Origin of the sequence: Janthinobacterium sp. CG_23.4, assembly GCF_029892305.1 — a bacterium.
Classification (GTDB): Bacteria; Pseudomonadota; Gammaproteobacteria; order Burkholderiales; family Burkholderiaceae_D; genus Janthinobacterium; species Janthinobacterium lividum_D.
The window spans coordinates 3,261,389-3,274,997 of sequence record NZ_JARXUX010000001.1 but is presented as its reverse complement, the minus strand read 5'-3'; the positions used below and the strand labels follow the sequence as shown (position 1 = coordinate 3,274,997).

14 protein-coding genes and 1 tRNA gene are annotated in these 13,609 nt (G+C 57.4%); 14 read left to right on the top strand and 1 reads right to left on the bottom strand.

Annotated features, from left to right (window positions below; translation table 11 throughout):
• Positions 1-25: 25 nt before the first annotated feature.
• Complete coding sequence (gene secG, locus H4V96_RS14655; RefSeq protein ID WP_010399735.1) at positions 26-427, top strand: preprotein translocase subunit SecG; 402 nt, start codon at positions 26-28, stop codon at positions 425-427.
• 33 nt (positions 428-460) lie between these two features.
• On the opposite strand, the gene H4V96_RS14650 is transcribed toward secG, so the two are convergent.
• Complete coding sequence (locus tag H4V96_RS14650) at positions 461-1,456, bottom strand: IS481 family transposase (RefSeq protein ID WP_280720636.1); 996 nt, start codon at positions 1,454-1,456, stop codon at positions 461-463.
• A 296-nt stretch (positions 1,457-1,752) separates the two neighbouring features.
• Between H4V96_RS14650 and H4V96_RS14645 the strand changes: the two genes are divergently transcribed.
• The 13 genes from H4V96_RS14645 (at position 1,753) to nuoL (ending at position 13,596) form a co-directional block, all read left to right on the top strand.
• A tRNA-Leu gene (locus tag H4V96_RS14645) sits at positions 1,753-1,837 on the top strand.
• 177 nt (positions 1,838-2,014) lie between these two features.
• Positions 2,015-2,374, top strand: a complete 360-nt coding sequence (locus H4V96_RS14640) for an NADH-quinone oxidoreductase subunit A (protein WP_010399734.1) — start codon at positions 2,015-2,017, stop codon at positions 2,372-2,374.
• A 3-nt stretch (positions 2,375-2,377) separates the two neighbouring features.
• Entirely contained in the window at positions 2,378-2,854 is a 477-nt protein-coding gene (locus tag H4V96_RS14635; RefSeq protein WP_010399733.1) for an NADH-quinone oxidoreductase subunit B, read from the top strand.
• A 17-nt stretch (positions 2,855-2,871) separates the two neighbouring features.
• A complete protein-coding gene (locus H4V96_RS14630; RefSeq protein WP_196856306.1) occupies positions 2,872-3,465 on the top strand; it encodes an NADH-quinone oxidoreductase subunit C in 594 nt (197 codons plus the stop codon).
• Positions 3,465-4,718, top strand: a complete 1,254-nt coding sequence (locus H4V96_RS14625; RefSeq protein WP_010399731.1) for an NADH-quinone oxidoreductase subunit D — start codon at positions 3,465-3,467, stop codon at positions 4,716-4,718. The genes H4V96_RS14630 and H4V96_RS14625 overlap by 1 nt, the downstream gene beginning before the upstream one ends.
• A gap of 12 nt (positions 4,719-4,730) precedes the next feature.
• Positions 4,731-5,210, top strand: coding sequence for an NADH-quinone oxidoreductase subunit NuoE (nuoE, locus tag H4V96_RS14620; protein WP_029496541.1), 480 nt, complete (start codon positions 4,731-4,733; stop codon positions 5,208-5,210).
• Entirely contained in the window at positions 5,207-6,502 is a 1,296-nt protein-coding gene (nuoF, locus tag H4V96_RS14615) for an NADH-quinone oxidoreductase subunit NuoF (protein WP_010399729.1), read from the top strand. The genes nuoE and nuoF overlap by 4 nt, the downstream gene beginning before the upstream one ends.
• Positions 6,503-6,524: 22 nt before the next feature.
• Positions 6,525-8,858: an NADH-quinone oxidoreductase subunit NuoG gene (gene nuoG, locus H4V96_RS14610; protein ID WP_196856307.1), complete on the top strand. Its 2,334-nt coding sequence runs from the start codon at positions 6,525-6,527 to the stop codon at positions 8,856-8,858.
• Complete coding sequence (gene nuoH / locus H4V96_RS14605; protein ID WP_010399727.1) at positions 8,858-9,940, top strand: NADH-quinone oxidoreductase subunit NuoH; 1,083 nt, start codon at positions 8,858-8,860, stop codon at positions 9,938-9,940. Before nuoG ends, nuoH begins: the two co-directional genes overlap by 1 nt.
• A 14-nt stretch (positions 9,941-9,954) precedes the next feature.
• The gene (gene nuoI, locus H4V96_RS14600; protein ID WP_010399726.1) at positions 9,955-10,443 is read left to right on the top strand and encodes an NADH-quinone oxidoreductase subunit NuoI; all 489 of its coding nucleotides are present in this window, start codon (positions 9,955-9,957) and stop codon (positions 10,441-10,443) included.
• Between the two features lie 66 nt (positions 10,444-10,509).
• The gene (locus H4V96_RS14595; protein WP_196856308.1) at positions 10,510-11,142 is read left to right on the top strand and encodes an NADH-quinone oxidoreductase subunit J; all 633 of its coding nucleotides are present in this window, start codon (positions 10,510-10,512) and stop codon (positions 11,140-11,142) included.
• Positions 11,139-11,447, top strand: a complete 309-nt coding sequence (gene nuoK / locus H4V96_RS14590; protein ID WP_010399724.1) for an NADH-quinone oxidoreductase subunit NuoK — start codon at positions 11,139-11,141, stop codon at positions 11,445-11,447. The genes H4V96_RS14595 and nuoK overlap by 4 nt, the downstream gene beginning before the upstream one ends.
• A gap of 46 nt (positions 11,448-11,493) precedes the next feature.
• A complete protein-coding gene (nuoL, locus tag H4V96_RS14585; RefSeq protein WP_196856309.1) occupies positions 11,494-13,596 on the top strand; it encodes an NADH-quinone oxidoreductase subunit L in 2,103 nt (700 codons plus the stop codon).
• The last annotated feature ends 13 nt before the right edge of the window (positions 13,597-13,609 follow it).

Here is a 13,609-nt window from a genome sequence, read left to right as displayed (position 1 = left end):
AATTTAAACTAAGAATGGAATTGCAATGAACATGATGTTCAATCTGGTAGTGGTAGTACAGGTTATTTCCGCATTGTCGATTATCGCGCTGGTGTTGCTGCAGCACGGCAAGGGCGCCGACATGGGTGCTGCCTTCGGTTCGGGCGCCTCGGGCAGCCTGTTCGGTGCGACGGGTTCATCGAACTTTATGTCGAAATCGACCGGTGTCGCTGCCGCGATCTTCTTCGGCGCCACGCTGGCCCTGTCGCTGATGGCCAATCAGCGCGCCACCACGGTCGGTGGCGGCGTGATGGATAAAGTCGTCAAGCCAGTGCCAGTCACCGGCGCCGGTGCCATCCCGACGACGCTGCCTGCAGCGCCGGCGGCCAGCGCTCCAGCAGCGGCAGCCCCGGTTGCCAGCACGCCGGCAGGCGCGATTCCGAAGTAATTGGATAGTAACTGCGTAGTAACTGCGTAGTTGCTACGTGTCAAGACCCGCCTGGTTATAAACACGTTTAACGAATAATTGTGGCTTTTTTGCCTGCCATTTCTTCATTGCCTGAATCGGCGTTTCGTTGTTGAGAGCACGCTGTGGGATGTTGTGGTTATAGATTTTCAGGTAATTGCGTAGTGTTGATTCGAGCTCGGCCCTGGATGCGAAACGGGTCTGATTGACGACCTCGCTGATGCGGCCGTTGAAGCGTTCCACCATGCCGTTGGTCTGCGGATGACGTGGCGGGATCAGGCGATGTTCGATCGCCAGTTGTCTGCATAGCACGTCAAACGCGTGCTTGCCGCTGGGAATCCGGTCGCCCGTTTCCGGGTCTTTTTTCTTGCTGCTAAAGCGGTCGGTGAACTGGCTGCCATTGTCGGTGAGCAGCTTGACGATGGCGATCGGACAGGCTTTGTTGAGCTTGATCAGGAAGTCGGTGCTACTACTGTCGGACTGGTCGGCATAGATCTCCATGAAGACCCAACGCGTGGCGCGGTCGATGGCGACGAACAGGTAACGGCGTTCGGTTTCGTCAGGCATCTGCGGCAAGTACTTGATATCCATATGTAAAAAGCCGGGCTCGTAGTCCTTGAACGACTTTTTGGTGACGGGCTTATCGGTTTCCCGGGCGGCCAGTTCAAGCAGGCTGGAGACACCATGGCGACGCAGGCAGCGCCCCAGGGCGGCGCGCGAAAGCGCTGGATTGACGAACTCGCGGGCCACCGCCAGCAGGTCGTCGGTGGGCAGCAGCAGCGTGGTGCGCAGCTCCACGACGATCAATTCCTGCGCAGGCGTGAGCGTGGTGTGCATGATACGTGGCCGGTGCGAAAGATCCTCGGCGCTGTCGCGGTTCTGCCATTTGCGGATCGTCAGACGACTAACGTTGTAGCGCTCAGCCAGTTCCCGTTGAGAGAGCGTCGATTTGCGGATTTCGTCACGGATCAGATGAGTAGTGCGGGCTTGGCTGTGAAGGGCTTGGCTCATGGCGCTGGTAGTTAGGTGACAGGATTCAACAGTGTACTCAAAAGCAACCTGGCCCTGAAAAATGGCAGGCTGCGAGTTGGAATATGATCACCCATATCTAAACAGCTACGTAGTATCTCGATACCTCGTCGAGAGTAATTCTCATTACGGGCAGATAATTGCTCAATGTTTTAGCAGTGCGGCAGGAAAAAGTCGTGACGCGCTGGAAGATGTAAAAATTTATCGTTTTTATCTGTGTTTTAATGCATTTGTGCATTAACTTTAGCGGCAAAGCAGAGTAGAATACGGGCCTTACCGCCGACGTGGTGAAATTGGTAGACACGCTATCTTGAGGGGGTAGTGGCGCAAGCTGTACGAGTTCGAGTCTCGTCGTCGGCACCAGAAATCAGAAGCCAGCAACGGCGCACGAGCCATGGCTCGTACAAAGTTGCTGGCTTTTTTTACGAGGATGTGTCGTTCGATCCTGGTCTTAGCTTTGATTGGGGTCGTGCGTTAGAATACGCTGCAGTGATCGCAGTGTCCTCATTTAACCGATCGTTCAATATAAGCTTATCAATCGTGAACCTCGAAAACTATTTCCCCGTCCTGCTGTTCATTATTATCGGCCTCGGTGTCGGTATCGCGCCCCAGCTCCTGGGACGCCTGTTAGGTCCTAACAAACCTGACGCAGCAAAACTCTCCCCGTACGAATGTGGCTTTGAAGCATTCGAAGACGCGCGCATGAAATTCGATGTGCGCTACTACCTGGTCGCAATCCTGTTTATTTTGTTCGATCTGGAAACAGCATTCTTTTTCCCATGGGGCGTTGCAATGCGCGACCTGGGCTGGGCCGGTTTCGTCACGATGATGGTGTTCATCGCTGAATTCGTGGTCGGATTTTGGTACATTTGGAAGAAAGGTGCCCTTGATTGGGAATAAGCCATGGCTATTGAAGGCGTATTAAGCGAAGGTTTCATCACCACCTCGGCAGACAAGCTGATCAACTGGGCGCGCACCGGGTCTATGTTCCCGATGACGTTTGGTTTGGCCTGCTGTGCGGTCGAAATGATGCATGTGGGCGCAGCCCGCTACGATATGGACCGTTTCGGCGTCGTGTTTCGTCCGTCGCCGCGTCAGTCTGACGTCATGATCGTTGCCGGCACCCTGTGCAACAAGATGGCGCCGGCCTTGCGCAAGGTCTACGACCAGATGGCAGAGCCACGCTGGGTCATCTCGATGGGTTCCTGCGCCAATGGCGGCGGGTACTACCATTACTCCTACTCTGTGGTGCGTGGTTGCGACCGCATCGTGCCCGTCGACGTGTATGTGCCTGGCTGTCCTCCGACCGCTGAAGCCTTGCTGTACGGTATCATGCAGTTGCAGAACAAGATCAAGCGTACCAGCACGATCGCACGCTAACCGGGGCGCTCCAGATTATGACAACACATTTAGAAGTATTGCAAATCGCCCTCGGCACTGCCCTGGGCGATCGCGTTAGCACAACTGTTGCGCTGGGCGAAGTCACCTTGGTCGTCAAGGCCGAAGACTACTTGGGCGTGATGCAGACCTTGCGCGACGATCCGAGCCTGCATTTCGAGCAATTGCTCGATTTGTGCGGCGTCGACTACTCGACCTATGGCGATGGTAGCTGGGACGGCCTGCGTTTTGCGGCCGTTTCGCACTTGCTGTCGGTCAAGCACAACTGGCGCGTGCGCGTGCGCGTGTTCGCGCCCGACGACGACATGCCGCTGCTGCCGTCCGTGGTGAATATTTGGCGTGCCGTCAACTGGTATGAGCGCGAAGCGTTCGACCTGTTGGGTATCCTCTTCGAAGGCCACAACGACTTGCGCCGCCTGCTGACCGATTATGGTTTCATCGGCCACCCGTTCCGCAAGGATTTCCCCGTCTCCGGCTATGTCGAGATGCGCTACGATCCGGAACAAAAGCGCGTGATTTACCAGCCCGTGACGATCGAGCCGCGGGAAAACGTGCCGCGCGTGATCCGCGAAGAACATTACGGGATGAAATAATGGCTGAGATTAAGAACTACACCCTGAACTTTGGGCCACAGCATCCGGCCGCGCACGGCGTGCTGCGCCTGGTGCTGGAGATGGATGGCGAAGTCATCCAGCGCGCCGACCCGCATATCGGCCTGCTGCACCGCGCCACCGAAAAGCTGGCCGAGCAAAAGACCTATCTGCAATCCGTGCCTTACATGGACCGTCTCGACTATGTGTCGATGATGTGCAATGAGCACGCGTACGTGATGGCCATCGAAAAGATGCTGGGCCTGGAAGTGCCGCTGCGCGCGCAATACATCCGCGTCATGTTCGACGAGATGACGCGCATCCTGAATCACCTGATGTGGCTCGGTACCCACGCGCTGGACGTTGGCGCCATGGGGCCGTTCCTGTATTGCTTCCGCGACCGCGAAGACTTGTTCGACGCCTACGAGGCAGTGTCGGGCGCGCGCATGCACGCCGCTTACTACCGTCCTGGTGGCGTGTACCGCGACTTGCCGGACGCGATGCCGCAGCACAAGGCCTCGATCATCCGCAACGCCAAGGCCATTTCCAAGCTCAACGAAAACCGCCAGGGTTCCCTGCTGGACTTCATTGAAGATTTCGCGCGCCGTTTCCCCAATTCCGTGGACGAGTACGAAACCTTGTTGACCGACAATCGTATCTGGAAGCAGCGTACCGTCGGCATCGGCGTGGTCTCGCCCGAAGATGCGCTGGCCATGGGCTTCACGGGCGCCATGCTGCGCGGCTCTGGCGTGCAGTGGGATTTGCGCAAGAAACAGCCGTACGAAGTGTACGACTTGATGGATTTCGACATTCCTATCGGTACCAACGGCGATTGCTACGACCGCTACCTGGTCCGCGTGGAAGAGTTGCGCCAGTCGAACCGTATCATCAAGCAATGCGTGGAGTGGCTGCGCAACAATGAAGGTCCTGTCATGACCAGCAACCGCAAGGTGGCGCCTCCGGGCCGCGTCGACATGAAGACCAACATGGAGTCATTGATTCACCACTTCAAGCTGTTTACCGAAGGTTTCCACGTGCCGCCAGGCGAGGCTTACAGCGCCGTGGAACACCCGAAGGGCGAGTTCGGTGTCTACCTGGTGTCCGATGGCGCCAACAAGCCGTACCGCATGAAACTGCGCGCGCCAGACTACGCTCACTTGCAGTCGCTCGACGAGATGGCGCGTGGGCACATGCTTGCCGACGCCGTGACCATCATCGGGACGCAAGATATCGTGTTCGGCAGTATTGACCGCTAAGAGGCAAAAAGTATGTTGTTATCAGAGCAATGCTATAAAAAAATTGACCGCGAGTTGGCCAAGTACCCGGCTGACCAGCGTCAGTCGGCTGTCATGGCCGCGCTGGCCCATGCCCAGGATGAACTGGGCTGGTTGGCGCCGGAAACCATGAAGGAACTGGCCGAATACATCCGCATGCCAGCCATTGCCGTGCAGGAAGTGGCCACGTTCTACAATATGTATAACGTGAAACCCGTGGGCAAGCACAAGATCACCGTGTGCACCAACCTGCCATGCGCCCTGTCGGGCGGCGTGCGCGCTGCAGAGTACCTGAAGCAGAAATTGGGTATTGATTTCCGCGAAACCACCGCTGATGGCCAGTTCACCCTGGTTGAGGGCGAGTGCATGGGCGCTTGCGGCGATGCGCCTGTCTTGCTGGTCAGTAATAAAACCATGTGCAGCTGGATGTCGAACGAAAAAATCGACGCCATGCTGGAGGAACTCAAGAAATGACGTCACTCCACAATCGCCATATCGATCCATTGATCCTCAAGGATCTGGATGGTAAAAACTGGCATTTGCAAGATTATGTGAACCGCGGCGGTTATTCGGCCCTGCGGCGTATCCTGGAAGAGAAAATCACGCCGGAACAGATCATCGCCGACCTCAAGGCTTCGTCCTTGCGCGGCCGTGGCGGCGCAGGTTTTCCTACCGGCTTGAAGTGGAGCTTCATGCCGCGCCAGTTCCCGGGCCAAAAATACCTCGTCTGCAATACAGATGAAGGCGAACCCGGTACTTTCAAGGACCGCGACATCATTCGTTACAATCCCCATGCGCTGATCGAAGGCATGGCCATTGGCGCTTATGCGATGGGCATCACCGTCGGCTACAACTATATTCACGGTGAAATCTTCCAGGAATACCTGCGTTTCGAAGAAGCGCTGGAAGAGGCGCGTGCCGCCGGTTTCCTGGGCGACAAGATCATGGGTAGCGAGTTCTCGTTCCAGTTGCATGCGCACCATGGTTATGGCGCCTACATCTGCGGCGAAGAAACGGCCTTGCTGGAGTCCCTGGAAGGCAAGAAAGGCCAGCCGCGCTTCAAGCCGCCTTTCCCTGCCTCGTTTGGTTTGTACGGCAAGCCGACGACGATCAACAACACGGAAACCTTCGCCGCCGTGCCATTCGTGCTGAACATCGGCCCAGAGAAATATCTGGCGATGGGCAAGCCCAATAACGGTGGTTCAAAGATCTTCTCGATCTCGGGCGACGTGGAAAAGCCGGGCAACTACGAAGTTCCGCTCGGCACCCCGTTCGCCACACTGCTGGAACTGGCAGGTGGCATGCGCGGTGGCAAAAAGATCAAGGCCGTGATCCCTGGCGGCTCGTCCGCGCCGGTGATTCGCGGCGACATCATGATGCAGACCGACCTGGACTACGACTCGATCGCCAAAGCCGGCTCGATGTTGGGTTCGGGTGCCGTCATCGTGATGGATGAAACACGCTGCATGGTGAAGGCGCTGGAACGCCTGTCCTACTTCTACTTTGAAGAATCGTGCGGCCAGTGTACGCCTTGCCGTGAAGGCACAGGCTGGATGTACCGCATGGTGCATCGCATCGAGCAAGGGCAGGGTCGTCCAGACGACCTCGATATGCTCAACTCGATCGCCGACAACATCCAGGGCCGCACCATTTGCGCGCTGGGCGATGCGGCTGCCATGCCGGTACGGGCCTTCATTAAGAATTTCCGTGAAGAATTTGAATATCATATCGAGCACAAGCATTGCTTAGTGCCCGCATATATCTAAGCTGCGTCAGGTAACGATCACCATGGTTGAAATCGAAATAGACGGCAAAAAAGTCGAAGTCCCTGCTGGTAGCATGGTGATGGACGCCGCCAACAAATTGGGAACCTACATTCCGCACTTCTGCTATCACAAGAAATTGTCGATTGCAGCGAACTGCCGCATGTGCCTGGTCGAAGTGGAAAAGGCGCCCAAGCCTTTGCCCGCTTGTGCGACCCCGGTCAGTGCCGGCATGATCGTGCGCTCCGCCAGCGATAAAGCTGTGCAGGCGCAAAAGTCGGTCATGGAATTCTTGCTCATTAACCACCCGCTCGATTGTCCTATCTGCGATCAGGGCGGCGAATGCCAGTTGCAAGACTTGGCTGTGGGCTACGGCAAGAGCGAATCGCGCTACAAGGAAGACAAGCGCGTGGTGCAGCCCAAGGAAGCCGGTCCGCTGGTGTCCATGCAGGAAATGTCGCGCTGCATCCAGTGCACCCGCTGCGTACGCTTTGGCCAAGAAGTGGCCGGCGTGATGGAGTTGGGCATGATCGGTCGCGGCGAACACTCGGAAATCGTCTCGTTTGTCGGCCAGACGGTCGACTCCGAACTGTCGGGCAATATGATCGACCTGTGCCCGGTAGGCGCACTGACTTCGAAGCCGTTCCGCTACAGCGCCCGTACATGGGAACTGTCGCGCCGCAAATCGGTCAGCCCGCACGACGGCCTGGGCAGCAACCTGATCGTGCAAGTGAAAGCTGGCAAGGTCAAGCGCGTATTGCCACTCGAAAACGAAGCCGTCAACGAGTGCTGGATCTCGGACAAGGACCGTTTCTCGTACGATGCGCTCGACAGTGCCGAACGCCTGACTTCGCCGATGCTGAAACAAGGCAATGAGTGGAAAGAAGTCGATTGGCAAACGGCGCTGGAATACGTGGCGCACGGTTTGAAAAATATCAAGCACGAGCATGGCGCTGACGCCATCGCCGCGCTGGCCACTGCGCATTCGACGGTAGAAGAGCTGGTCCTGCTGCAAAAAGTCGCGCACGGCCTCGGTAGCGAGAACGTCGACTTCCGCCTGCGCCAGACCGATTTCGCGCTCGACGCCAGTGTGAAACCATGGTTGGGCATGCCGATCAGCGAATTTGGCCAGATCAAGCGCGCCTTCGTCATCGGTTCGTTCCTGCGCAAGGATCATCCCTTGCTGGCCACGCGTTTGCGCGCCTCGGTCAAGGGCGGCGGCAAGCTGTCGATCCTGCACGCTTGCGACGATGATCAGCTGATCACCATCGCCAACAAGATGATTGTCGCGCCTAGCGATTGGCTGGCGGCCTTGTCGGAAGTCGTCGTCGCTGTTGCCAAAGCGAAAGATATCGCCGCGCCTAACGGTTTTGAAGCGGTCATCGCCTCGGACGTGGCGGTCGCCATCGCCGCCAGCCTGATGGCTGGCGACCATGGCGCCGTGCTGCTGGGTAATGCGGCAACGCAACACCCGCAAGCGTCGCAACTGCATGCTGCCGCGCAATGGATCGCCGAACAGACGGGCGCCAAGCTCGGTTACCTGACGGAAGCTGCCAACACGGTAGGTGCGCACCTGGTCGCCAAGGCGCAAGCCAAGGCACAAGCTGCCTTTGCCGTGCCGAAGAAAGCTTACGTGCTGCTGCACGCCGAGCCGGAATTGGATAGCGCCAATCCACAAGCGGCCCGCGCCGCTCTCGATAGCGCCGAGATGGTCGTGGCGATGTCGGCCTTCAAGCACGGCATGGATTACGCCGATGTCTTGCTGCCGATCGCGCCGTTCGCCGAAACCTCGGGCACGTTTGTGAACTGCGAAGGCCGTGCACAAAGTTTCAATGGCAGCGTCAAACCGCTGGCCGAAACGCGTCCAGCCTGGAAAGTACTGCGCGTCCTGGGCAACATCCTGGGCCTGGCCGGTTTCGACTACGACACCTCCGAAGCGATCCGCGACGAAGCGTTTGGTGCCGGCGTGACCGATTTGTCGGCACAGCTGAACAATGTGGCCAAGAACGCGCCAGAAGCGGCGACGTACGCACCGGCTTCACCAAAGCTGCAACGCATCGCCGACGTGCCGATTTACTTCGCCGATGCGCTGGTACGCCGCTCCGAACCGTTGCAACGCACGGTCGATGGCGCTGCGCCACAAGCCCATTTATCGGCCGAACTGGCTGGCAAGCTGGGCATCAAGGCGGGCGATAAGGTCAAAGTGGCGCAAGGCTCCGGCAGCGCCATCCTGGTGGCGGCAATCCATGCCGGCCTGCCAGCCAATGTGGTCAAAGTGTCGGCGGCGCATGCCTCGACGGCCAGCCTGGGCGGCATGTTCGGTGACATCACAGTTGAAACAGCAGAGGGGAAAATCTGATGGCTCTGCCTGAATTTGTAAACGTCATCAACAGCAGCGGCCAGGATCTGCTGGGCGGCTCCTGGCCGTTCTTCTGGACTCTGATCAAGATCTTGTGCGTGCTGTTGCCGCTGATGGGCCTGGTTGCCTACCTGACCTTGTGGGAACGCAAGCTGATCGGCTGGATCCAGATCCGCGTCGGCCCGAACCGCGTGGGTCCATTGGGCTTGCTGCAACCGATCGCCGATGCGCTGAAACTCTTGTTCAAAGAGATCATCATCCCAAGCAAGGCTGCCAAGGGCTTGTTCGTGATCGGTCCGATCATGACCATCATGCCGGCGCTGGCCGCCTGGTCGGTCGTGCCGTTCGGCCCGCAAGCCGTACTGGCCAACGTCAACGCAGGCTTGCTGATGCTGCTGGCGATTACCTCGATGGAAGTCTATGGCATCATCATCGCCGGCTGGGCTTCGAACTCGAAGTACTCGTTCATGGGCGCCATGCGTGCTTCGGCACAGATGATTTCGTATGAAATTCCGATGGGCTTCGTGATGGTCATCGTGTTGATGGTTTCAGGCAGCCTGAACTTCATCGATATCGTTGGCGGCCAGCAAATCGGCTTCTTCGCCGACAAGGGCGTCAACTTCCTGTCGTGGAACTGGCTGCCGCTGCTGCCGATGTTCGTTATTTACTTGGTGTCGGGCCTGGCTGAAGCCAACCGTCACCCGTTCGACGTCGTCGAAGGCGAGTCGGAAATCGTCGCCGGCCACATGGTCGAGTACTCGGGTATGGCCTACGCCATGTTCATGCTGGCCGAATACGCCAACATGATACTGATCGCTGCACTGGCTTCGATCATGTTCCTCGGTGGTTGGTCCGCACCATTTGCTTTCCTTGAGTTCTGGGGTGGTTTCGGCGGTTTCTTCTGGTTGTTCGCCAAGACCTTCTTCATCGTCTCGGTGTTTATCTGGGTGCGCGGTACTTTCCCACGCTATCGTTATGACCAGATCATGCGCCTCGGCTGGAAAGTGTTTATCCCGTTGACGCTGGTCTACCTGGTCTTCATCGCTGCCTGGATGCAGACATCCTGGAATATTTGGAAGTAAGAGAGTGCATACGAATGGATAAGGTAAAAGATTTCTTCAGCAGCCTCTTGTTAGGTGAGCTGATCAAGGGCATGGCGTTGACAGGCAAGTACATGTTTTCGCGCAAGATCACGGTGCAATTCCCGGAAGAGAAGACACCGATCTCGCCGCGTTTCCGAGGCTTGCACGCGTTGCGCCGCTACCCGAACGGCGAGGAACGCTGCATCGCCTGCAAACTGTGCGAAGCAGTTTGCCCGGCGATGGCCATCACGATCGAATCGGAACAGCGTGACGACGGTTCGCGCCGCACTACGCGTTACGATATCGACTTGACCAAGTGCATCTTCTGCGGTTTCTGCGAAGAGTCCTGCCCGGTCGATTCGATCGTCGAGACGCAAATCCTGGAATACCACGGCGAAAAACGCGGGGATTTGTATTACACGAAAGAGATGTTGCTGGCCGTCGGTGATCGTTATGAAAATGACATCGCTGCTGCGCGCGCCGCCGACGCACCTTATCGCTGATGGATGCGCCGTAGCTGATAAGCTGCGGCGCGCCCCTCGTTCATCTGTACGTCTATTGGGTTTTTTATGGACTTTAAAACAATTTTGTTTTACGCCTTCGCGCTGATCTTGATTCTGGCAGCGACGCGCGTTATCACGGCACGCAATCCGGTCCACGCAGTACTGTTCCTGGTGCTGTCCTTCTTTTCCGCAGCAGGCATCTGGATGCTGCTGCAAGCTGAATTCCTGGCCATCGTGCTGGTATTGGTGTATGTCGGCGCCGTGATGGTGCTGTTCCTCTTCGTGGTCATGATGCTCGATATCAATATCGATCGCATGCGCGAAGGCTTCTGGGGCTATCTGCCTTTGTCGGTGACGGTGGGTGTGATCATCGTGCTGGAAATGGCCGCTGTCTTGTGGCACGGTTTCCGCAACTTTACGCCTAGCATCGCGCCGGTGAATGTCAACCTGGGCGGCACCAAGGAACTGGGCATGCTGATCTACACGAAATACGTGTTCGCCTTCGAAATCGCGGCCGTCGTGCTGCTGGTCGCCATCGTTGCCGCAGTCGCATTGACTTTGCGCAAACGCAAGGACACCAAGCATTTTGCTCCGGGCGATGCCGTGCGCGTCAAGCGCAACGATCGTCTGAAGATCATCAAGATGGACGCGGTTGTCGAGCGTCCTGCCGCTGAGCCGGAAGTTAAGGAGGCACCATGACATTATCGCTCACACATTTCCTGGTCCTGGGCGCGATCCTGTTCGCAATCTCGATCGTCGGTATTTTCCTGAACCGCAAGAACATCATCGTATTGCTGATGGCAATCGAATTGATGTTGTTGGCGGTGAATATGAATTTCATCGCGTTTTCCCATTTCATGGGCGACGCGGCCGGTCAGATCTTCGTTTTCTTCATCCTGACGGTTGCCGCCGCTGAGTCGGCTATCGGTCTGGCTATTCTGGTGGTGATGTTCCGTAATCTGGATACCATCAACGTCGAAGACCTGGACAGCCTCAAAGGCTGATGTTTTTCAGACTCGATCTCTCGAATAATAACGATTAAGGTTCATCATGGCGGGGCAACTCCTCAACCCTAACCTCCTTCTTGCCGTACCGCTGGCGCCGCTGGCCGGTGCTGCGATTGCAGGCTTGCTTGGCACCCAGTTTCTGGGTAATTTGGTCGGACGCAAGACGTCGCATACCGCGACGATCCTGGGCGTACTGATTGCGTTCATCCTGTCGGTGCAGACACTGCTGGCAGTGATGGATGGCGCGACATTCAATGGCACGATCTATAACTGGATGACGATCGGCACCCTGAAGATGGAAGTGGGCTTCCAGATCGATTCGCTGTCGGCGATGATGATGTGCGTGGTCACCTTTGTCTCCCTGATGGTGCACATCTACACGATCGGCTACATGAAAGACGACGAAGGCTATAACCGCTTCTTCGCCTACATCTCGCTGTTCACGTTCTCGATGCTGATGCTGGTCATGGCCAACAACTTCCTGCAACTGTTCTTCGGTTGGGAAGCCGTGGGCCTGGTCTCTTACCTGCTGATCGGCTTCTGGTACCAGCGTCCGACGGCCATCGTTGCCAACATGAAGGCTTTCCTGGTCAACCGCGTGGGCGACTTCGGCTTCATCCTGGGCATCGGCCTGCTGCTGGCCTACGCCGGCAGCATGAACTACCAGGAAGTGTTCGCCAAGAAAGAGGAACTGGCGCTGTTGAGCTTGCCGGGCACCGACTGGGCCTTGCTGACCGTTGCCTGCATCTGCCTGTTCATCGGCGCGATGGGTAAATCGGCGCAGTTCCCGCTGCACGTGTGGCTGCCTGACTCGATGGAAGGTCCTACCCCGATCTCGGCACTGATACACGCCGCGACGATGGTGACGGCCGGTATATTCATGGTCTCGCGCATGTCGCCGCTGTTCGAACTGTCCGACACGGCACTATCGTTCATCCTGGTGATCGGCTCCATCACGGCGCTGTTCATGGGTTTCCTGGGCATCATCCAGAACGACATCAAGCGCGTCGTCGCTTACTCGACCCTGTCGCAGCTTGGCTATATGACCGTCGCGCTGGGCTCGTCCGCGTACTCCGTGGCCGTGTTCCACCTGATGACGCACGCCTTCTTCAAGGCACTGCTGTTCCTGGGCGCCGGTTCCGTCATCATCGGCATGCACCATGACCAGGACATCCGCAACATGGGTGGCCTGCGCAAATACATGCCGATCACCTGGATCACGTCCCTGGTCGGTTCGCTGGCCCTGATCGGCACGCCGCTGTTCTCCGGTTTCTACTCGAAAGACAGCATCATCGAAGCCGTCGAAGCGACGCACATCTGGGGTGCTGGCTTTGCCCAGTTCGCCGTGCTCGCTGGCGTCTTCGTGACCGCCTTCTATTCGTTCCGCATGTATTTCCTGGTCTTCCATGGCAAGGAACGTTTCGGCCAAGCGCACGCGCACGGTCACGACGACCATCACGCACCGAAAGCGGCCCATGGCGCGCACGGCGATGCGCATGACGATCATGGTCATGAAGAAGAGGAAGACGAGCACGCGCACCACGGTCTGGAACCTGGCCAGAAGCCGCATGAATCGCCGTTCGTCGTGTGGTTCCCGCTGGTGATGCTGGCGATCCCGTCGCTGCTGATCGGTTACCTGACCATCGGCCCGATGCTGCATGGCGATTTCTTCAAGGGCGTGATCTTCGTTGGCGAAAACCATCCAGCAATGCAAGAGTTGTCGCATGAATTCCACGGCGCGATGGCGATGGCGATCCACGGCCTGTCGACGGCACCGTTCTGGCTGGCATTGTCTGGCGTGGTGGCAGCTTACTACTGCTATATGGTCAACCCGCGTGTACCGGCCTGGTTCTTTGCCAAGTTCCACGCGATCCACACCTTGCTCGACAACAAGTACTACCTGGATAAGTTCAATGAAGTCGTGTTCGCCGGCGGTGCCCGTTTGTTGGGCAATGGCCTGTGGAACTTCGGTGACAAGAAGCTGATCGACGGTTTCGTCGTCAATGGCAGCGCCAAGGCCGTCGCCTGGCTGTCCTCGCTGTCGCGAGTGTTGCAGACTGGCTACATCTATCACTATGCATTCGTGATGATCCTGGGCGTGCTGGGCTTCCTGATCTATTTCCTGCCATTCTGGCCCGCTAAGTAAGCTGACCTGATAA